We start from the raw sequence: 18,776 nt of genomic DNA on the forward strand, positions 1-18,776 counted from the left end.
GGAGTCTCTCTGTGGAGACACCCTCTCCCCAGCCCTCTCCCGCAAGCGGGAGAGGGGGCAGACCTTCCTCGCGATCACATGGGGCTCAATCCGGCAAGCCCGATCGGCCTCACGCCGGCTTGAGCGATGCCCGCGCGCTTTCCAGCAGCGAAAGGACTCGCGGCGCGTCAACACGCCTGCCGTTTTGGCTCAATGCTCTGCAACATCAAAACCAGCGATCAAGCCATACGATCGCCAAACGCTTGACCTACATCAACCAGCCTTGGTGGGGATTGAGCCGACTCTATTCGGGGGCCAACAAGGTGTCGAGCATGCGCATCACCGGCAGGCTGCTGTTCGTTTTGATCGTCGCTTTGGCTTCGCTTGGGGCGATGTCCCTGCAACACGCGGAGCAAACCACGACCGACAAGGAAATCCGCATCGGCAATGTCATGCCGTATTCGGGACCGCTCTCGGAGTTCGGCGCCATCGGCCAGGCGGAGGTCGCCTATTTCGACATGATCAACGCGCGTGGCGGCATCAACGGCCGCAAGATCCGCTTCATCACGCGCGACGACAATTCCGATCCTGCGACGGCGCTGGAGCTGACGCGCAATCTGGTCGAGACCGAGGACGTGCACCTGATGTTCGGATCGTTCGGCACGCCCGGCAATCTCGCCACGCGCTGGTACCTGAACGAGAAGAAAATCCCGCAGCTGTTCGCCGCCTCCGGCGACGAGGAGCTGAGCCAGCCAAGCGCGTTTCCCTGGACCATGGGCTGGCAGCCGCCGTTCCGGTCGGAGGGACGCATCTACGCCAACTACATCCAGGCCTATTATCCCCGGAAGAAGATCGTGGTGCTCTGGCAGAACGACCAGTTCGGCCGCATGCTCTACAAGGGCATCCAGGAAGGCCTTGGCGACCTGAACCGTCATGTCCTCGTCGACATCGCCTTCGACATTGCCGACGAACATCTCGACGGACACGTCTCGATCCTCAAGCGCGCGGGCGCCGACATCTTCGTCTTTCTCGGCGTGCCGTCGACGGCATCCAAGGTGATCAAGCTGGCGGCCTCACTCAATTGGCATCCGGTCTTCATCGTGAACGACGCCTCGGCCTCGATCGCCAATGCGATGGCGCCCGCGGGCCTCGAGAACTCCGCCGGCGTGATCTCCGCGGCTTTTCTGAAGGATCCGAGCGATCCCGCATGGAAAGACGATGCCGCCATGAAGGACTGGTTCGCCTTCATGGACAAATACCATCAGGCCGAAAGCACCAACAGCAGCGCCGCGCTCTACGGCTACGCCGCGGCCGAAGCGCTGACGCAGGTGCTGAAGCAATGCGGCGACGACTTCTCGCGCGACAACATCATGCGTCAGGCGGCTTCGCTGAAGGGTTATCACCCCTCCGTTGCGCTGCCCAACATCAGGATGAATACCTCGCCCAGCAACTATCTGCCGATCAAGCAGATGCGGCTCGTCCAGTTCGACGGTCGTTCCTGGCAACCTTTTGGTGAGGTGATCGAGACGGCGTTCACGGAAGGCGCGGCAAGGTGAGTTTACCTTGGTGTGCCGCGGTGAGAGCAGGGCGCTTACCCTCCCCTGGAGGGGGAGGGTAAGGAGCGCCACATGGCGCACTCTCTCTGGAGGAGCGAAGGCTACGCACGCCCTCACGCCTTCACCACGGCAGGGCCGAGATTCGAGCTTGATGCGGCGCGCCTGGCGGCGCAGCAGCGAGAGAAGCGACAGCCCGCTGCCGGCGGCCAAGCACCTTTTCGTTTGATCACGGATGCTTAAGATCGGCGCCGACCTGCATCCGCTGCGCCGGGAGAGACCCATGACCGAGACCATCCGCATCAAGCGCTTCCAGGCGCGGCCCGTGATCGTGCCGATGAACCTGCCGCTCCAGACCTCGACCGGGGCGGTTGCCAAAGCGCCGCTGGTGCTGATCGACTGCGAGACCGACCAGGGCGTGCGCGGGCACGCCTATCTGTTCTCGATCACGCCGTCTGCCTTGAAGCCGCTGACGGCCATGGTCACGGAAATGTCGGAGCTCGTCGCCCGCGACGAGCTGCTGCCGTTCGAGATCGAGCGCAAGCTCGCCCAGCGTTTCACGCTGCTGGGCCTCGCCGGCCTGCAACGGCTGGCGCAATCCGGCATCGACATGGCGGCATGGGACGCACTCGCTCGTGCACGCGGCCTGCCGCTGGCGCGCCTGCTCGGCGGCGCGCCGAAGCCGGTCAGGGCCTACAATTCGAAGGGGCTCGGCATCATGCCGGCGGGCGCCGCAGTCGAGGAAGCGCACAAGCTGCTGGCCGAGGGTTTTCGGGCGGCAAAGATCCGCGTTGGCCGACCCGATGCGCGGGAGGATCTCGCCGTCGTGCGCGCGGTGCGCAAGGCCGTCGGCGATCAGGTGACGCTGATGTGCGACTACAATCAGGCGCTGACGGTCACGGAAGCCATTCGCCGCGGCGAGATGCTCGACGACGAGGGCCTCACCTGGATCGAGGAGCCGATCCGCCACGACGACTATGAGGGCTGCGCCCGCATTGCGGACGCGCTGCGCACGCCGGTCCAGATCGGCGAGAATTTCGACAGCGCATTCTCGATGCAGGCGGCACTCTCCGCGGAAGCCTGCGACTACGTCATGCCTGATGTCCAACGCATCGGCGGCGTCACCGGCTGGCTGCGTGCCGCGGCGCTGGCGCATGCCGCCGGCATCGAGATGTCGACGCACCTATTCTCTGAAGTGAGCGCGCATCTCTTGTGCGTGACGCCGACCGCGCATTGGCTGGAATATGTCGACTGGGCCGACGCGGTGCTGTCGACGCGGCTAACGATCAAGGACGGTTTTGCGCTTCCAAGCGAGGAGCCCGGCAACGGAATTGCGTGGGACGAGGCGGCAGTCGCCAAATATCTGGTCAGCTAATGGCGCCGACCGCCAGCGCCGCCGTCGTCCTGGCGAAGACCAGGACCCATTACCCCGGGGAGTAGTTTGGCGAAGACCGGCTGCTCGGTACTGCGAGCGCTCACAATCGAGGGATCACGCGGTATGGGTCCTGGCCTTCGCCAGGACGACCCTGGGGATGATGTGCGCAACTATTCATCGCCGTGGTAGGCGCGGTAAAGGGTAGGCCCGCGTAAGCCGCCCCCTTGCTTTGCAGGACGCGACGTCACGCGAAGGAAAAGCCGGGCTTGCCGCGAAGAAAGCCGTTGGCAAAGGCGACGCCCGGGTAAAGATCGGACAAGCGGCGGCTTGCGCTTTCGGCTGAGTTGCGTCCGTCGAGCACATCGCGAAAGATTCTGGCAACACCCACCATGTCGCAATCCTGCGGCGACAGGCGCAGCGAGCTGATTCTCGCCTCGCGCAATGCAGCGACGTCTCCGACGAGATTGGTGCAGGCATGCGACAAGGTCTGGACGCCGTTGATCGTGAGGAACTCCTGCTGGTCCAGCGTCTTCAACGCGAGCCCGTCCGGGTCCTTTTCGCAGACGAAGCGGCAATTGTCCTTGGACAGCTTGTGAAGCCGCGCATGGTAGCAACGGGCGGAGATCGCCAGCGGCACCCGGCCGAAGGCGAAAATCTCGATCACGGCCTGGGGCACCGCTGCGGCAATCACCGCCGCTGACGAGATCGGCAATTCCGGCGGTAGGCAGATGCGCGCTGCGCCTTGCCGAACGTGAAAGGCCGCGCTGGTCTCGTTGTAGATGTTGACGTAGGGACCGATCGCATGCGACCGGCCCTTGATCGAGCGAAGGCAGGTCAAGTCGTTCACCTCGACCAATGCGCCGTCAGTTGCGCAGAGCTCCTCGGTCTGACGCCGTTCGCGCCGCAGCGACACCAGGATCAGCGAACCCAGCAGGACCTGCTTGCCGGCACGCTGGAGCCGTTCGATCACGTCAGGCAGGTGCTCCGCGAAGAACGACGAGCGTTTCGAGCAGACGACCTCGCCTACGGACACGACATCGACCGGCGCCTCGTCGGCAATCCGGAAGTAGAAATCGCGCCAGCGTTCCGGCGCCCAATTGTAGAGGACGGGGCCGAGACTCAGCTGCATCGGGGCTTCTCTCATTGATGGCCGGCCGCCATCGGTTGCAATCATCGCCATTAATCATCGCCATGTCTTGCGATAGGCGCCGAGCGTAGAGGCCTGGCCTTCAGTGAAGGGCCGCAGGCTCACGATGTCCGCTTCGCGCCCCTGCTCGATTGTATCGAGTGCGCGGCGGAAATGACGGACCACGCTCTCGATATAGGCCCGTCCGCGCTGACGCCCCTCGATCTTCAGGGCGGCAACGCCGGCGCTTCGCAGTCCCCCGAGCAGCGTCGTGGCATCGAGGCTGACCGGGTCCTCGAAGATGTAGCCGTCGCCATGCGCGGTGGAAAACCGCCCCTTGCAGAGGGTCGGATAGCCCGCGGCCTCCTGCGGGGCGAAGCGGTTGATGGTGAAGCCGCCAAGCCGGGACGTCGTTCCCTGCGCGGTCTCCTCATAGGCCACGTGGCTCGCCGGTGAGCAGACGCCCTGCATGTTCGGGGATTTGCCGGTCGCATAGGACGACAGCGAGCAGCGCCCTTCGGCCATCACGCAAAGGCCGCCGAACACGAACACTTCGGTCTCGCACGTCGTCTCGCGGGCGATTTCGGCGATCTCCGCAACGCTGAGCACGCGTGGCAACACGACGCGGCGCGCCCCGAACGTCTCGACATAGAACGCGATGGCATCGGGATTTGCGGCGGCGGCCTGCACCGAAACATGAAGGCGCTGACCCGGATGACGCTTGGCGACGTAATCCATGAGCCCGATATCGGCGACGATCAGCGCGTCGGCTCCGGCATCGACGGCATCGTCCACGGCGCGCTGCCAGAGCGTCACGGACGACGCCCGCGGAAAGGTATTGATGGCGACGAGGATGCGCGCGCCGCGTTCATGGGCGAACGCGATTCCCTTGCGCAGCTCGTCGCGGCTGAAGTTCAGCCCCGGAAAATTGCGCGCGTTGGTCTCGTCGTTGAAGCCGCAATAGATGGCGTCCGCGCCGGCATCGATGGCGCTGCGCAGCGCGGCCGGCGTGCCGGCGGGACAGATCAGCTCCATCACCTCTGCTCCTGCGGCGGGCCGATCAGCCTGTCCCGCGCGGCCTCGAACGAGCGCCTTACCGGCTCGCCCAACGGACCGAACAGGGACGCCAGCTCCGCGGCGAGATCGAGCCGCGCATCGTCGATGGCATTGCGCAAGGCCAGCACCGCCTCCATGTCGCCTTCGATTCCGAGCTGGCGCGAAAACATCAGCGCGTCGCCGTCGACCCTGCCCTCGACCAGAGCAAGCAGGTTGGCGAGCGAGGCGGAGACATAGGCATCCAGGTCTTGCGGCAGCTCGCGCACCACCGACACAAGCGGCGGCGTGGCCTCGACGATGAAGGCGAACGGCAGATCGACCGGCCTGATCCCGAACCGTGCGCGGCGATGTGGTCCGAGCCGGTCGAGCAGTCCGGGATTGCGCCTCAATATCCGCGACAGGAAGCCACCGAGGGCGAATTGCAGCGGCAGCAGTGGCAAGGGACGTATCGCCAGAGCGAGAAGTGGCGGAATTGTCGGCAACGAACCGGACGCGACGGACGAATGACTCATTCCGTCATCTGAGCCGATTGCGCGCAAATGTATTTGAGCGGGAACAATGAAGATCGAAATCACGCCGGCTAGTTTCTGCTTTTTCAGGAGACCGTTCGCTTGCAACGTGACGTTCCGCGCTTCGGAGAATTATCCGACTTCCTGCACTTCCTCGAAGGCAAGGGACAACTGCGACGCATTCGCGAACCGGTTTCCGTGGTCCATGAGATCACCGAGATCCACCGGCGCGTGATCGGCGAACACGGCCCTGCACTATTGTTCGAACGCCCGGTCAGGGCCGACGGCCTTCCATCCGAGATGCCGCTGCTGACCAATCTGTTCGGCACGGTGGAGCGGACCGCGTGGGGCATGGGCATCACGCCGGATCGGCTCGAAGAGCTCGGCGTTTTGCTGGCCGAGTTGCGCGCGCCGCGTCCTCCGCATGGCGTCCGGGATGCCTGGCGCAAGCTGCCGCTGGCCCGCGCCGCCCTTGCCACGCGGCCACGATCGCGCCCTGCGGCGCCCGTGCAGGATCGCGTGGCGACGGGCGAGGACATTGATCTAATGAAACTGCCGGCGCAGATCTGCTGGCCGGGCGAGCCTGCACCCTTGATCACCTGGCCGCTGGTCATCACCGCGCCGCCGGAATCGCCCATCGCGGACCAGGAAGAGAATGTCGGCGTCTACCGCATGCAGATCCTCGGTCGCGACCGCGCGATCATCCGCTGGCTCGCCCATCGCGGCGGCGCCCGGCATCACCAGCAATGGAAGGCACGGGGGCGCGACATGCCGGTCGCGATCGTCATCGGAGCCGACCCCGCGACGATCCTCGCCGCCGTGCTGCCGCTGCCGGAGACGATATCCGAGCTGCGCTTCGCAGGTATCCTGCGCGGCGAGCGGCCCGAGCTGACGCGGTGCCTGACGATTCCTCTCGCGGTCCCCTCCGCGGCCGAGATCGTCATCGAGGGCCTCGTCTCGGCAACCGAGACGGCCGGCGAGGGCCCCTATGGCGATCACACCGGCTACTACAATTCGGTCGAAGCCTTTCCCGTGCTTCGGGTCACCGCCATCACGTCGCGCCGACAGCCGATCTATCTCTCGACCTTCACCGGCCGCCCGCCGGACGAGCCGTCCCGGATCGGCGAAGCATTGAACCGGCTGTTCGTGCCGCTGATCCGGCAGCAATTCCCCGAGGTGGCCGACTGCTGGCTGCCGCCCGAGGCCTGCTCCTACCGGGTCGCGATTGCTTCCATCAGGAAGCGCTATCCCGGTCAGGCGCGACGGCTGATGCTGGGCTTGTGGTCGATGCTGCCGCAGTTCAGCTACACCAAGCTGTTGATCGTGGTCGACGATGACATCGACATCCGCGACTGGCGCGCCGTGATGTGGGCGGTCGCGACCCGCAGCGACAGTTCGCGCGACCTCGTCACGCTCTCGGACACGCCGATCGACTATCTCGATTTCGCCTCGCCGAAATCCGGCCTCGGCGGCAAGCTCGGAATCGATGCCACCACCAAGATTCCGCCCGAGACGGAGCGGGCCTGGGGCGCGCCCCTGATGATGGATCCAGCCGTGGTCGCCAGGGTCGACAAGATGTGGCCGGCACTCGGGCTCGGCGCAATGGCTGGACCTCAACTGCGCGAGACCGCATGAGCGCGCGGCATGGCGTGGTCGTCGGCATCAGCGGCGCTTCGGGCGCGGCCATCGGCATGCGCATCGTCGAGCGGCTGGCGGAGAATCCGCACTGTGCGGTGCATCTCGTGATCTCACCGGCGGCCGAGCGCACGCTCACCGAGGAAGTCGGCGCCGGCGCGCTGCCTCGGCTGCGCGCCCTCGCCTTCCGCGACCATGATCCTTCCGACATCGGCGCCAGCATCGCCAGCGGCTCGTTTCCGGTCAGCGGCATGATCGTGGCGCCGTGCTCGATCCGCACCCTGTCGGCCATCGCCTGGGGGCATCTGGACAATCTGCTCGTGCGCGCGGCCGACGTGCAGCTCAAGGAGCGGCGGCGTCTGGTGCTCCTGGTCCGCGAAAGCCCGCTGCATCTCGGACATCTCCGCGCGATGCTCCAGGCGACCGAGATCGGCGCAATCATTGCGCCACCGCTGCCCGCCTTCTATCTGAAGCCGCAGTCGATGGCCGACATCGTCGACCAGATCGCCTGCCGCGCGATCAACCTGCTGGGCCTGCCCGACGTGTCGGCGCCGGCGTTGAGATGGCAGGGCCGTAACGCCGACGATTCATAGGCATCAGCGTGCGGCCGCGTTCAGATCCATCGTTTCGAGCAGGCTGTTCTGCCGCCAGTCGATGAAGGCGTCCTTCAGACGGCTGATGATTCCGGCGTGCTCGGGCATGCCGAAGAGATTGTGCCGTTCGAGCGGATCGGTCGCGAGATCGAACAGCTGCCCGTCCTCGGCGCCGTGAATGAACACGACCTTCCACCTGTCGTCGCGCACCATGGTAATCAGCCTTGCGCCGGTCATGGCGACGTCGCCAGCCTGCTCGCTGAACACGAAGCCACGGCCGGCCCACTCCTCGCCCTTCAGCGCCGGAAGCAGGCTGCGGGCCTGGAACGGCTTTGGACGCTGCGCGCCGGCGAGATCCAGAATGGTCGGGGCGAGATCGAACAGCTGGCACTTCCCGGCAATGCGGCGCCCGCCGGTGAACCGTCCCGGTGACCAGACCAGCAGCGGGATGCGGGTGACGGGCTCGTACATCGACCATTTCTGACTGAGGCCGTGCTCGCCGAGATTATCGCCGTGGTCCGACATGAAGATGACGACGCAATTGTCGAGATAGCCCCTGTCTTCCAGCGTTTGCAGGAGACGGCCGATCTGCTCGTCGATCATGGTGACGTTGGCATAATAATGCGCGCGCAGGCGCCGCATCTCGTCGTGCGTCGGCGCGAGCTTCCATGACACCGCGTCATGGTCGACTTCGGTGTCGTGGCGACGCTTCTCCTTCAGATAGGCCGGCAGCCCCTCGATCTCGGCTTCGGTCGGCTGCGGCACCGGAAGGTCGTTGCGCGCAAGGTAATGTTCCAGATAGTCCGGCAGCGGATCATAGGGCGGGTGCGGTCCGGGCAGGCCGATCTGCATGAACAGCGCTTCGGGCTTGGGTCGGGTCTCGAGCCACCACATCGCGGTCTCCGCGACGAAGATGTCCGGATGCAGCGATTTCGGCATCTCCCAGGTGAACGCGCCCATGCGATCGCCATAATCCGGCAGGCTGCGGTAGGCGGCACGCGACGGCTTTGTCAGCTTGTGGGCGGCAAAGGCCTTGTCGAGCTCGTCAGCGAACCAGCGGCCCTCGAAGAAGCGATCCTTGTTCTCGACGACGAAACGCTCGTGGAAGCCGGCCTTCGCATCGTAGGGGATCGTGTGCATCTTGCCGACATTGACGCAGTGATAACCGGCCTCCGCCAGATTGGTGACCCACGTCTTCTGCCAGTGCTGCCCGTTCTTCAGCACGCCAGAGGCGTGCGGATAGAGGCCGGAGAACAGCGCCGCGCGCGAGGGAACGCAGCTCGGCGCGTTGATGAAGCAATTGTCGAAATAGACGCCCTCACGCACCAGCCGATCGAGATTCGGCGTCTTCATGTAGGGGTGGCCGGTCGCCGCGATCGTGTCGAAGCGTTGCTGATCGGTCATGACCAGGACGATGTGGGGCTTTGTCACGATGGTTTTGTCCCGCGCGGCGTTGATCTGGGAGAAGATATGTCTGACATAATAATTCTTGTCAAACCTGCCGCCATGGGATTATCTTGCATGTGACGGCCGACATTCTGTCGCCGCGTCGTCAGCATCTGCAATAAATCAGACATTTGACTTCACGGAACCGGGTTCACCGTGGCCAAGACCGACAGCAGCGATAATCCGCAGGCGAGCGCCCAGGTGGCCCGCGAGGTGGCACGACTGATCCTGACCGGGGTATGGCGCGAGGGCACGATCTTGCCGCGCGAAGTCGAGCTGGCCTCGCGCTTCAGCGTCAGCCGCGCCTCGATCCGCGAATCGCTGTCGCTGCTGAAGGCGAAGGGATTGATCGCCTCGAAACAGAAAGCCGGCACGCATGTCCGCGCGCGCTTCGACTGGAACATGCTTGACGAGGAGCTGCTGAACTGGACGCTGTCGGCGCTGCCGACGCAGGAGTTCGCCAAGCAGATCATGGAGGTCCGCCGCATCGTCGAGCCCGAGGCCTGCGCGATCTGCGCGATGCGCGGCACGGATGAGGATTTTGCCCGAATCGAACGCGCCTATCGCGGCATGGACGCGGCCGGGATGGACCGGCTCGCCTATGCCGAGCCCGACTTGCAATTTCACCGCGGCATCCTGATCGCCACGGGCAATGACTTTCTGATCGCCTTCGGCGCGACGGTCGCAGCAGCCTTGCGGATGTCGTTCAACCTGTCGACGACCAATCCGGGCGCACCGCGGAAAAGCCTGCCCTATCATCGCGCGGTGCTTGACGAGATCTGGGCGCGCAATCCGGACGGCGCGCGCCAGGCCATGCACAAGCTCATGGATCTCACCGAACAGAACATCGTCTCGGCCCTGTCGCGCCAGCGAAGGAAGGATGCCGAGGACGAGAACGCCCGCACCAGACGGGCGCGTTGAAACCGGCAAACAATAATTGGGAGGACATGATGAAGAACGCATCGCGCGGAAGTTCGCTCACCCGCCGTAAACTCTTGCAGGCCAGCGCCGCGACCGCGGCGCTTGCGGCATTTCCCGCGCCGCTGATCGCACAGACGAAACCGTTTGCCGGCGTCACGCTGCACGGCGCCTCGTTCCAGCACCGCTTCTTCACGCTGCTGCAGAAATACATCCCCGAGTTCGAGGAGAGAACCGGGATGAAGGTCGATCTCCAGCTCTCGGCCTTCCCGGTCTACAACCAACAGGCCAATCTCGAACTGTCCTCCGGCGGCTCGGCCTATGATTTCGTCAACGTCACCTTCATCCTGGCCGCGCGCTGGGTCGCGGCGGGATTGCTGGCCAATCTCGACGAGTTCACCGGCGATGCCAATCTGACCCCGGCCGAATGGAATCCCAAGGACTTCGTCGAAGGCGCGCAGGTGCCCTACCGCGACGCCAAGGGCGCGACCTACGGTTATTCCTGGGAAGGCGGCGCGATGCTGATGGGGCTATCGCGCATGGACCTGATGGAGAAGAAGGGGCTGAGGATCCCGAAGACGTTCGCCGAGCTCCAGCAGGTCTGCGCCGAAATCAACGGCACCGACGGCGTCAGCGGCATCACCTCGTTCCAGCTGCATCACTGGAATCTGCCGCCTTACATCCAGGGCTTTGGCGGCAACATCTTCCGCAAGCCGCCCTCCGACATCATGCCGGCGTTGAACACGCCCGAGACCATCCAGGGCATCGAATTCTACGCGAACCTCCTGAAGAGCGCGCCGAAGGGCGTGCTGACCTACACCGAGGACCAGGCGCGGCAGTCGGTGCTCACAGGACGCGCCAACATCTTCATCCATTCCAGCGCCTGGGTGACGCCGATCCTGCTGTCCGAGGAGAGCAAGGTGAAGGAGACCTCGCGCGTGGTGCGGATGCCCGCGGGACCCGTGCATGACCACCCCGCCTCCAACAGCCAGGGGCTCGGCATTCCCAAGAACGCCAAGAACAAGAAGGCGGCGTGGGAATTCATCAAATGGGCGCTCTCCCCCGACATCTCGATGCGGCTCGTCAAGGAGCACGGCCATTCCTCGGTCTGCCGGCGCTCCATCATCACCAGCGAAGCTTATCGCAAGCTCAACACGGTCAACGGCCAGGATCTGGGCGCGCTCTATCTGGAAGTGCTGGAGCTGCGGGCCAAGGGCGAGAACTACATGGCCTATCGTACCGTGAAGGAGTTCCCGATCGTCGGCGACGTGCTCAACAAGGCGTTCGAGCAGGTCGCAACCGGCCAGCTGCCCGCGAAGGACGCGATGAACGCCGCGCAGGACCAGGCGATCGCCGCGCTCCGCCGTGCCGGGACGCAGCTTTGAGCGAGAGTGGAATTGATGCGGAGCGCCGCGGCTTCATCGCCTGCGCGCTCACGCCGAGCCTGATCGTGCTATTTGCGGTCGCCGTGCTTCCGGCGAACTATCTCGTCGTGACCAGCCTGACGCCGTTCCAGTTGACGGCGCCGGGCTCGGCGACCGATTTCAGCGTGCCGCTGCGCAATTACGGCCTGCTGCCCGGCGATCCCCGCTTCGTCAATTCGCTCTGGGTGCAGGCAAAACTGTCGTGCTGGGGGGTGCTGTTCCAGGTCCTGCTCGGCATGCTGCTCGCGCTGCTCCTCAACGTGCCGTCGCGCTTCGTCGAGTTCGCCCGCACCTTCTTCCTGATCCCGATGGTGCTGCCGCCGATCGTCGTCGCGGTGATCTGGAAGCTGATCTACACGCCCGACATCAGCCCGCTTTATTACGCCGCGCAGCTCCTCAATTTCACCATGCCGGCGCTGACCTCCAGCGTCGATTTCGCGCTGACCGCCATCATCATCGCCGACACCTGGGAATGGTTGCCCTTCACCTTCCTGATGGTGCTGGCAGCGCTCCAGACCATTCCCGACGAATATTCGGAGGCCGCCCTGGTCGACGGCGCCAGCAAGCTTCAGATCTTCTGGTACGTCACCCTGCCCTTCATCACGCCGATCCTCGTCATCTCCGGCATGTTCCGCCTGATCGACAGTGTGAAGGCGTTTCCGCTGATCTTCCTGCTGACCAGCGGCGGTCCGGGCACGGTCACGGAAGTCACGAACTACTATGCGTATCTCCTTGCCTTCGACACCAACGAGATCGGCTATTCCAGCGCGGTCACGGTCGTGATGCTGCTGCTCGTCGCCGGCATCAGCCTTGCCCTGGTCTGGATGGGGCGCCGGCGGGAGGCGATGGCATGAGCCACCATTCCGGACGCCGCGCGACGCCCGGGCGGCTGGTCACGATCACCATGACGCTGCTCGTCCTGCTCTCGCCGTTTCTGTGGCTGCTGCAGATGAGCTTCAAGTCCAATGACCAGATCCTGCAATTCCCGCCGCCGCTGATCTTCACGCCGACGCTGGAAAACTACATCTCGCTCTGGCACAGCGCGTTCTCGGCCTCCTTCGTCAACAGCCTCTTGAGCGCCTCGCTCTCGACCGCGCTCGCACTGCTGTTCGGCGTGCCCGCGGCCTACGCGCTGTCGCGCTGGGCCGGGCGCGGCAAGCATGCGCTCTCCTTTGCGATCCTGGTGACGCGCATGGCGCCGCCGATCGCCTTCACCATTCCCTTCTTCCTGTTCTATCGCTGGATCGGGCTGCTCGACACCGTCACCGGCCTGGTGCTGGTCTACACCAGCTTCAACCTGCCGCTGGTGATCTGGATGATGCAGCCGTTCTTCGACACCATACCGATTTCGCTGGAGGAAGCTGCCCTCGTCGACGGCGCACGGACGCGCACGGTGTTCACGAAAATCGTGCTGCCGATGGTGACGCCCGGCATCGCCGCGACCGCGATCCTCTGCTTCCTCTACGCCTGGAACGATTTCTTCTTCGCCCTGATCCTGACCCGGACCAATGCACGCACCGCGCCGGTCGCCGTCGTCAACTTCATGAACTACGAGGGCTGGGAATGGGGCAAGATCGCCGCCGGCGGCTCGCTGGTGATGGCGCCGGTGCTGATCTTCTCGCTCGCAGTGCGTCGTTATCTCGTCTCCGGGCTGACCGCCGGCGCGGTCAAGGGATGATGCCATGAAGCTTCCGACCGGCGCCTCGCGCGTCGTCTTCATCTTCGCCCATCCCGCCGGCCATGTCGGTGCGCCCAGATACTACACGCCTTATTTCGAGGAGCGGGGCCTCGACTGGCACATGGTGCCGATGGACGTGCACCCGGACGATCTCGCCGGGACAATCCGCACGCTGGCGAAATCGCCGAGCACCGCCGGCTTCAACCTGACCATGCCGCACAAGCCAGCGGCGTCGAACTCTGCGACGAGGTGGGACCTGCCGCGAGATTCGAAGGTGTGGTCAACACGATCCGGATCGAAGCGGACGGAAAGCTGGTCGGGGAGTCCTTTGATGGCGGCGGCTTTCTGAACGCCGCACGCGAGGCCAACATTTTCGATCCCGCGCGCCGCACTGTCGTGATCGGCGCGGGCGGCGCCGGCCGCGCGATCTGCCACGCACTCGCCGCAGCGGGCTTGAAGCGCCTGCGCATCCTCAACGAGGTGCCCGCTCCGGTCGAGTCGCTCGCGGCAAAGCTGCGCGCGCAATTCCCCGATCTCGATATCAGCCTCGAGGAGCGCTTCGACGACGCCGGCCTCAGCGTCAACGCCACGTCGCTCGGCCTGCGCGCGAGCGACGCGCTGCCGATGGATCCGTCGAACCTGCCGGGGGATTGCGCGGTATTCGACATCATCGCCGCCCGCCGCACTGAATTCATGGCAGCCTGCGCGAGCCGCGGCCTGAAGGTCGTCGACGGCGTTACGATGATCAAGCATCAGCTCCCGCTGCAGACGGCGTTCTGGCGGCTTGGACGGTAAGTCAGCTGCCGATCGCGACGGGACCGAGGCCTGAAGCGGCAAACGCTCTCATGATGATCCGCCCGGATCGCGCCGGTAGCGGAAATCGCAATGAGGTGCGCCTTGCATGATGGTTTGCGTGCGCGTGAGCCTGATGTCGGGGCCGAACCCTTCCGCGGTGGCAAAGTCGGCGGTGCAGATCAGGAGGAAGCCGAGCTCGGGCTCGCCGAGCGCCTTGTAGAACTCGGCATAGGCGCATCGCTTCACGTCGAATGCGAAGACGTCCTTCGACTGCTCGATGACGTCATAGGCGAGCGCATCGTCGCGGGCATAGGTCTTGAAGGCGGACGCGACCGCCTGGCCGAGGTCTGCCTCGTTCTCGTTTAGGCTCTTGGCTTTCCAGAATTCCTCGCCGAAGCCGCGATAGAGATCGCCGAGCGCCTTGCGCACCAGCGCGTTGGCGCGTGCCTCGCCGAGTTCGGCCTGGAGCGCCCTAACCAGCGGCACCAGCACCTGCGCCTGGATTTTTGCCTGTTCGATGACGGATATGCTCATCGCAAACTCCCGTCGCGGATCAAGGGGAGCGTAGATCCTATGGGTGACGGGCGGCGACCACCAACTCACCCAGAGGATCTACGGACTGCGGCAAGCATAGCCGCGATAGCGACGATTGGCTAACTTTCCGCAGGATAAACCAAGCGGCCGTCAGCCATGACGCGCGCCGCCGGATTCATCTCGGCCTGTTTGACCTGCCCTGGTCCCAGAATGTGAAACACGGTCTCGCCGGCGGCGAGCAGATAATCGGTGATGATGCGGCGGTGACATCGCCACCACAATGTTTCCGCGCACATGATGGCGCAGCGCTGCGTCTGCCCGAGATCGCGCAAATGAGCGAGACCTTCGTGAAAGGCCGCGCTCATGGCGTGGTCGGCATAATTGTGGAAGCTGCCATTCTGCCAGAAGGCATTGGTCTCGCGCGGCACCTCGCGCTTGCGGCTGCGCAGGCCGCCGAGCGAGGCGATATGCTCGTAGCCGATCGAAACGGCCGCGAGCGACTGCGGCAGCGTGTCGCGATTATACTGCGGGTTGGTGCGCGAGCGGGGCAGGGTGCGAACGTCGGCCAGATATGTGATCGAGCTGCCCTGCAACAACTCGATGAATTCCTCGATCGAGCGCGTGGCATGTCCGATGGTGAAGAAGGGATGAGCCATGGGATGCCTTGCTCACCTCACGTTCAACTCCGCAACAATCGCAACGCCTTTCCCTTGTGCAGGGCGACGTGGTCGGTCTTGTCGCTCTTGATCTCGTATTGCGGGTCGTCCGGCGTGGCGTGGTGGACGTAGCCCTTGTGGTCGACGTCCTCCGTGTGCACGCGCAGGATATGGCCGCGCACGCGCCCGGCCTCGGAATTCCAGCTGACGTGGTCGCCGCGCTTGAAGGTTTTTGTGGAGGACTTCGGCATGGCGGAACAATGCCGGGGGCGTCTCGGCGTTCCAGGATACTGAGCAAGGCGCACCAGTCCGTCTACGCTCTGCGAGCTACGCCGGACACACTTCGCGTTGGTTGAATCGTGGCTTGCCGAGCCGTAGCTCGCGGCGGCAGCCCGCCTGCGCCCTTTGGGCTTCGGCGTGGCATCCTTCTCTCTGCTATCGCGAGCGAAGGATGGTGGGCACGACAGGGATCGAACCTGTGACCCCTACCATGTCAAGGTAGTGCTCTCCCGCTGAGCTACGTGCCCTAGAGGTCGTCTAGATCGGGTGGGGTCCCTATAACGGCTCAGGGGAGCCGGCGCAAGGACGGAAGGGGGCCGATTCAGGCCGCCAGCATCTTGTTCACTTCGCTGACCAATTCGCGCAGATGGACGGGCTTGGACAGCACCTTGGCGTTCTTGGGGGCGTCCGAATCCGAGTTCAGGGCCACCGCGGCGAAGCCGGTGATGAACATGATCTTGATGTCGGGGTCGAGTTCCGAGGCGCGGCGGGCGAGCTCGATACCGTCCATCTCCGGCATCACGATGTCGGTCAGCAGCATCTCGAACGGCTCTTCCCGCAACCGCTGATAGGCGGCCATGCCGTTGTCATGGGACGAGACCTGAAAACCGGCGTTTTCCAGCGCCTTGACCAGGAAGCGGCGCATGTCGTTGTCGTCTTCGGCGAGCAGGATCTTTGGCATGGCAGGAAACGTCGAATCCCCAGAGGATATCAGCAGAGGTCACTAAGCCCGACAGAGGGTAAATTTGGGGTGAAAATCTTAACCCTGAGACGGCTGCTGCTGCCGGCCCTTTGTGAACCTGAACGCAGCTCGAATCAATCGAGCCGCGCACGGAGATCCCCACCTCGCTGCCCGCAGGGTTAAGACGTGTTCCAGTGCCCATCACATCTTTTCGCTTGGCAGAATGGTTGCGATTCCGGACAATGACGTCACATAAGAGCCGCTCGATCGGCCGAATCAATGCGATCTGGACCATGCCAGATCCCGGCGCGAAGGGACGAAGCCTGAGAAGATGACCCGGTTTGTCGGCGAGACGTCGCCAGCCTTCGAGATCGTGGAGCCCGCGCAATGGCGTGCCCCGGTCATCTTCAACTCGCCCCATTCCGGCTCGACCTATCCGGACCAATTCCTCAGCGCATCCAGGATCGACCTGCCGACGCTGCGGCGGTCCGAAGATTCCTTCATGGACGAGCTGATCGGCCATTTGAGCGATCGCGGCTTTCCGACCGTGCGGGTCAACTTTCCCCGCTCCTATGTCGACGTCAACCGCGAGCCCTATGAGCTCGATCCCCGCATGTTCACCGGCCGCCTGCCGAGCTTTGCCAACACCCGCTCGATGCGGGTCGCCGGCGGTCTCGGCACCATTCCGCGCGTGGTCGGCGACGGACAGGAAATCTACCGCGACCGCATCCTGGTCGACGATGCGCTGGGGCGGATCGAGACGCTGTACAAGCCCTACCACCGCGCGCTGCGCCGACTGATCAACAAGGTGCACCAGCTGTTCGGCACCGTGGTGCTGGTCGACTGCCACTCGATGCCATCGGTCGGCGTCAGCAGAGACGAGCCGCGCAGGCCCGATATCGTGATCGGCGACCGCTACGGCACGAGCTGCACGCCGCTGCTTCCCGACCGCGTCGAGGAGACCATGACGGGGCTCGGCTATTCGATCGGCCGCAACAAGCCCTATGCCGGCGGCTTTATCACCGAGCATTACGGCAACCCCGCGAGCGGCCTGCACGCGGTGCAGCTCGAGCTCAATCGCGCGATCTACATGGACGAACGGCGGCGCGAGCGCGGTCCGCGCTTTGCGCAAGTCGCAAGCGACTTCGGCATCCTCGCCGACGTGCTGGCGAGCACGATCCCGTTCGGCGATCTCGGCTCGTTCCAGGCCGCAGCGGAATAGCCGCCTCTTACTCTCGGACGACAGTGCCGCGCGCCAACGGCGCGAACGCGTTTTCGCTTCGCAAGTTTGCGCGCCCTGAAATGAAAACGGAGGCCCAAAGAAAAAAGGGCCGCTTCTGATGAAGAAGCGGCCCAAGTCTAGGGAGGAAACGCCCAAGGAGGGCAGCGGTAACGCCAAGCGCTACCGCACCGCAACAATATGCGACCGCGCCGCACAAAGTGCAAGGGCTTTTCAGTCATTTCCCATGCATTAGGACATGGCTCAATTGCTTCCATGGAAACCCAGATTCAGTTTCTTTGATAAGGAAATTCAATGGGTTGATAAGTGTTTGCATACAAACGAGGCATGGTCGGAACTAAGTTTTCAACACTGTGATCGATATTTGACCAGGAGATGACTGAGATGAGGCAGCCGGTTGCGGCATTCAAAATACCAGGGAGCAAATCAAGACAGCGCTGCAAGATTCTGCCGATTTGAGCTAGGCAGAAGCGAGCTTCATCCGACTTTCGCTTTTGAGGACACGCCGTGACGGTGATCGACTTCTCCGCCTTCATCGGACGGCTCGCCACCGCCTCCGGCGAAACCATCCTGCCGTTCTTCCGCACCTCGCTGTCGGTCGACGACAAGAGCAAGACCAAGGATTTCGATCCCGTGACGGAGGCCGACCGCGCCGCGGAGGCCGTGATGCGGCGGCTGATCAAGGCCAGCTTCCCCCAGCACGGCATCGTCGGCGAGGAGTTCGGCAATGAGCGCGACGACGCCGACTATGTCTGGGTGCTCGATCCCATCGACGGCACCAAATCCTTCATCGGCGGCTTTCCGATCTGGGGCACCCTGATCGCGCTGCTGCACAAGGGCGCGCCGGTGTTCGGCATGATGCACCAGCCCTTCATCGGCGAACGCTTCTCCGGCGACAACGGCTCGGCCAATTACAAGGGCCCCTCCGGCGAACGCCGGCTCCAGGTCCGGCGCTGCGCCTCGCTGTCGGAAGCCACGACCTACACCACAAGCCCGCTGCTGATGAACGAGAGCGACCGCGCCATCTTCGGCCGCATCGAGCAGGGCGCGCGGCTGTCGCGCTATGGCGGCGACTGCTATTCCTATTGCATGCTCGCCGCCGGCCATGTCGACCTCGTGGTCGAGACCGAGCTGAAACCCTACGATATCGCGGCGCTGATCCCGATCGTGACAGGCGCCGGCGGCGTCGTCACCACCTGGGAAGGCAAGCCGGCCCAGGGGGGCGGCCGTATCATCGCGGCCGGCGACCCCAGGGTTCACGAAGAAGCACTCAAGCTTTTGAACCAATAACAACGCGA

Annotated in this window: 21 protein-coding genes and 1 tRNA gene; 12 read left to right on the forward strand and 10 right to left on the reverse strand. The window is 64.1% G+C overall.

Annotated elements, in window-relative coordinates; translation table 11 throughout:
- Positions 1-311 precede the first annotated feature (311 nt).
- Both ACR9YP_RS39990 and ACR9YP_RS39995 read left to right on the forward strand, forming a co-directional pair.
- Positions 312-1,535 carry an ABC transporter substrate-binding protein gene (locus ACR9YP_RS39990; protein ID WP_474221204.1) on the forward strand — a complete coding sequence of 408 codons (1,224 nt, stop codon included), beginning with the start codon at positions 312-314 and terminating at the stop codon, positions 1,533-1,535.
- A gap of 280 nt (positions 1,536-1,815) precedes the next feature.
- Positions 1,816-2,907, forward strand: coding sequence for an enolase C-terminal domain-like protein (locus tag ACR9YP_RS39995; RefSeq protein ID WP_474218655.1), 1,092 nt, complete (start codon positions 1,816-1,818; stop codon positions 2,905-2,907).
- Between the two features lie 244 nt (positions 2,908-3,151).
- On the opposite strand, the gene ubiV is transcribed toward ACR9YP_RS39995, so the two are convergent.
- The 3 genes from ubiV to ubiT are packed head-to-tail and all read right to left on the reverse strand — an operon-like array spanning position 3,152 to position 5,529.
- Positions 3,152-4,036, reverse strand: a complete 885-nt coding sequence (gene ubiV, locus ACR9YP_RS40000) for a ubiquinone anaerobic biosynthesis protein UbiV (RefSeq protein WP_474218656.1) — start codon at positions 4,034-4,036, stop codon at positions 3,152-3,154.
- Positions 4,037-4,090: 54 nt separating this feature from the next.
- A complete protein-coding gene (gene ubiU / locus ACR9YP_RS40005; protein ID WP_474218657.1) occupies positions 4,091-5,068 on the reverse strand; it encodes a ubiquinone anaerobic biosynthesis protein UbiU in 978 nt (325 codons plus the stop codon).
- Positions 5,068-5,529, reverse strand: coding sequence for a ubiquinone anaerobic biosynthesis accessory factor UbiT (gene ubiT / locus ACR9YP_RS40010; RefSeq protein WP_474218658.1), 462 nt, complete (start codon positions 5,527-5,529; stop codon positions 5,068-5,070). The genes ubiU and ubiT overlap by 1 nt, the downstream gene beginning before the upstream one ends.
- Positions 5,530-5,700: 171 nt before the next feature.
- Between ubiT and ACR9YP_RS40015 the strand changes: the two genes are divergently transcribed.
- On the forward strand, positions 5,701-7,233 hold the full coding sequence (locus ACR9YP_RS40015; protein ID WP_474218659.1) for a UbiD family decarboxylase: 1,533 nt from the start codon (positions 5,701-5,703) through the stop codon (positions 7,231-7,233).
- Positions 7,230-7,826 carry a UbiX family flavin prenyltransferase gene (locus ACR9YP_RS40020; protein ID WP_438105284.1) on the forward strand — a complete coding sequence of 199 codons (597 nt, stop codon included), beginning with the start codon at positions 7,230-7,232 and terminating at the stop codon, positions 7,824-7,826. The genes ACR9YP_RS40015 and ACR9YP_RS40020 overlap by 4 nt, the downstream gene beginning before the upstream one ends.
- Positions 7,827-7,829: 3 nt before the next feature.
- On the opposite strand, the gene ACR9YP_RS40025 is transcribed toward ACR9YP_RS40020, so the two are convergent.
- Positions 7,830-9,257, reverse strand: coding sequence for a sulfatase family protein (locus tag ACR9YP_RS40025; RefSeq protein ID WP_474218660.1), 1,428 nt, complete (start codon positions 9,255-9,257; stop codon positions 7,830-7,832).
- A gap of 171 nt (positions 9,258-9,428) precedes the next feature.
- Between ACR9YP_RS40025 and ACR9YP_RS40030 the strand changes: the two genes are divergently transcribed.
- Genes ACR9YP_RS40030 through ACR9YP_RS40055 form a run of 6 tightly spaced genes read left to right on the forward strand, consistent with a single transcriptional unit; the run spans position 9,429 to position 14,087 of the window.
- On the forward strand, positions 9,429-10,193 hold the full coding sequence (locus ACR9YP_RS40030) for a FadR/GntR family transcriptional regulator (protein ID WP_474218661.1): 765 nt from the start codon (positions 9,429-9,431) through the stop codon (positions 10,191-10,193).
- 26 nt (positions 10,194-10,219) lie between these two features.
- Complete coding sequence (locus ACR9YP_RS40035) at positions 10,220-11,575, forward strand: ABC transporter substrate-binding protein (protein WP_474218662.1); 1,356 nt, start codon at positions 10,220-10,222, stop codon at positions 11,573-11,575.
- Complete coding sequence (locus tag ACR9YP_RS40040; protein ID WP_474218663.1) at positions 11,572-12,468, forward strand: carbohydrate ABC transporter permease; 897 nt, start codon at positions 11,572-11,574, stop codon at positions 12,466-12,468. The genes ACR9YP_RS40035 and ACR9YP_RS40040 overlap by 4 nt, the downstream gene beginning before the upstream one ends.
- On the forward strand, positions 12,465-13,292 hold the full coding sequence (locus tag ACR9YP_RS40045; protein ID WP_438105293.1) for a carbohydrate ABC transporter permease: 828 nt from the start codon (positions 12,465-12,467) through the stop codon (positions 13,290-13,292). The genes ACR9YP_RS40040 and ACR9YP_RS40045 overlap by 4 nt, the downstream gene beginning before the upstream one ends.
- Before the next feature lie 4 nt (positions 13,293-13,296).
- Positions 13,297-13,641, forward strand: coding sequence for a hypothetical protein (locus ACR9YP_RS40050; protein WP_474218664.1), 345 nt, complete (start codon positions 13,297-13,299; stop codon positions 13,639-13,641).
- Positions 13,569-14,087, forward strand: coding sequence for a shikimate dehydrogenase family protein (locus tag ACR9YP_RS40055; RefSeq protein ID WP_474218665.1), 519 nt, complete (start codon positions 13,569-13,571; stop codon positions 14,085-14,087). Before ACR9YP_RS40050 ends, ACR9YP_RS40055 begins: the two co-directional genes overlap by 73 nt.
- Before the next feature lie 48 nt (positions 14,088-14,135).
- Here the strand turns inward: ACR9YP_RS40055 and ACR9YP_RS40060 are convergent, their stop codons facing one another.
- The 5 genes from ACR9YP_RS40060 to cpdR all read right to left on the reverse strand — a co-directional run bounded on the left by ACR9YP_RS40060 (position 14,136) and on the right by cpdR (position 16,238).
- Positions 14,136-14,621, reverse strand: a complete 486-nt coding sequence (locus tag ACR9YP_RS40060) for an L-2-amino-thiazoline-4-carboxylic acid hydrolase (protein ID WP_474218666.1) — start codon at positions 14,619-14,621, stop codon at positions 14,136-14,138.
- Positions 14,622-14,740: 119 nt separating this feature from the next.
- Positions 14,741-15,277 carry a DUF488 domain-containing protein gene (locus ACR9YP_RS40065; RefSeq protein ID WP_474218667.1) on the reverse strand — a complete coding sequence of 179 codons (537 nt, stop codon included), beginning with the start codon at positions 15,275-15,277 and terminating at the stop codon, positions 14,741-14,743.
- 23 nt (positions 15,278-15,300) lie between these two features.
- Positions 15,301-15,528, reverse strand: a complete 228-nt coding sequence (locus ACR9YP_RS40070; protein WP_474218668.1) for a hypervirulence associated TUDOR domain-containing protein — start codon at positions 15,526-15,528, stop codon at positions 15,301-15,303.
- Between the two features lie 201 nt (positions 15,529-15,729).
- A tRNA-Val gene (locus ACR9YP_RS40075) sits at positions 15,730-15,804 on the reverse strand.
- Positions 15,805-15,878: 74 nt separating this feature from the next.
- Positions 15,879-16,238 (reverse strand): cell cycle two-component system response regulator CpdR, encoded by a 360-nt coding sequence (cpdR, locus tag ACR9YP_RS40080; RefSeq protein WP_007597092.1) that lies wholly within the window; start codon positions 16,236-16,238, stop codon positions 15,879-15,881.
- Positions 16,239-16,569: 331 nt separating this feature from the next.
- Between cpdR and ACR9YP_RS40085 the strand changes: the two genes are divergently transcribed.
- Positions 16,570-17,460 (forward strand): N-formylglutamate amidohydrolase, encoded by an 891-nt coding sequence (locus ACR9YP_RS40085; protein WP_474218669.1) that lies wholly within the window; start codon positions 16,570-16,572, stop codon positions 17,458-17,460.
- A gap of 287 nt (positions 17,461-17,747) precedes the next feature.
- On the opposite strand, the gene ACR9YP_RS40090 is transcribed toward ACR9YP_RS40085, so the two are convergent.
- Entirely contained in the window at positions 17,748-18,014 is a 267-nt protein-coding gene (locus tag ACR9YP_RS40090; RefSeq protein ID WP_474218670.1) for a hypothetical protein, read from the reverse strand.
- On the opposite strand from ACR9YP_RS40090, the gene hisN reads away from it, so the two are divergent.
- Positions 17,986-18,768 carry a histidinol-phosphatase gene (gene hisN / locus ACR9YP_RS40095; protein ID WP_128931303.1) on the forward strand — a complete coding sequence of 261 codons (783 nt, stop codon included), beginning with the start codon at positions 17,986-17,988 and terminating at the stop codon, positions 18,766-18,768. The two genes, ACR9YP_RS40090 and hisN, sit on opposite strands and share 29 nt — an antisense overlap.
- The last annotated feature ends 8 nt before the right edge of the window (positions 18,769-18,776 follow it).

Source organism: Bradyrhizobium sp. BR14999, from assembly GCF_056106085.1.

Bases quoted from the DNA above. Each gene is read 5' to 3' on its own strand.
- cpdR (WP_007597092.1), bottom strand. From the start codon at position 16,238: ATGCCAAAGATCCTGCTCGCCGAAGACGACAACGACATGCGCCGCTTC.
- ACR9YP_RS40070 (WP_474218668.1), bottom strand. From the start codon at position 15,528: ATGCCGAAGTCCTCCACAAAAACCTTCAAGCGCGGCGACCACGTCAGC.
- ACR9YP_RS40020 (WP_438105284.1), top strand. From the start codon at position 7,230: ATGAGCGCGCGGCATGGCGTGGTCGTCGGCATCAGCGGCGCTTCGGGC.
- ACR9YP_RS39995 (WP_474218655.1), top strand. From the start codon at position 1,816: ATGACCGAGACCATCCGCATCAAGCGCTTCCAGGCGCGGCCCGTGATC.
- ACR9YP_RS40090 (WP_474218670.1), bottom strand. From the start codon at position 18,014: ATGAAGGCGGAGAAGTCGATCACCGTCACGGCGTGTCCTCAAAAGCGA.
- ACR9YP_RS40050 (WP_474218664.1), top strand. From the start codon at position 13,297: ATGAAGCTTCCGACCGGCGCCTCGCGCGTCGTCTTCATCTTCGCCCAT.
- ACR9YP_RS40045 (WP_438105293.1), top strand. From the start codon at position 12,465: ATGAGCCACCATTCCGGACGCCGCGCGACGCCCGGGCGGCTGGTCACG.
- ACR9YP_RS40035 (WP_474218662.1), top strand. From the start codon at position 10,220: ATGATGAAGAACGCATCGCGCGGAAGTTCGCTCACCCGCCGTAAACTC.
- ubiU (WP_474218657.1), bottom strand. From the start codon at position 5,068: ATGGAGCTGATCTGTCCCGCCGGCACGCCGGCCGCGCTGCGCAGCGCC.
- ACR9YP_RS40060 (WP_474218666.1), bottom strand. From the start codon at position 14,621: ATGAGCATATCCGTCATCGAACAGGCAAAAATCCAGGCGCAGGTGCTG.
- ACR9YP_RS39990 (WP_474221204.1), top strand. From the start codon at position 312: ATGCGCATCACCGGCAGGCTGCTGTTCGTTTTGATCGTCGCTTTGGCT.
- ACR9YP_RS40065 (WP_474218667.1), bottom strand. From the start codon at position 15,277: ATGGCTCATCCCTTCTTCACCATCGGACATGCCACGCGCTCGATCGAG.
- ACR9YP_RS40085 (WP_474218669.1), top strand. From the start codon at position 16,570: ATGACCCGGTTTGTCGGCGAGACGTCGCCAGCCTTCGAGATCGTGGAG.
- ubiV (WP_474218656.1), bottom strand. From the start codon at position 4,036: ATGCAGCTGAGTCTCGGCCCCGTCCTCTACAATTGGGCGCCGGAACGC.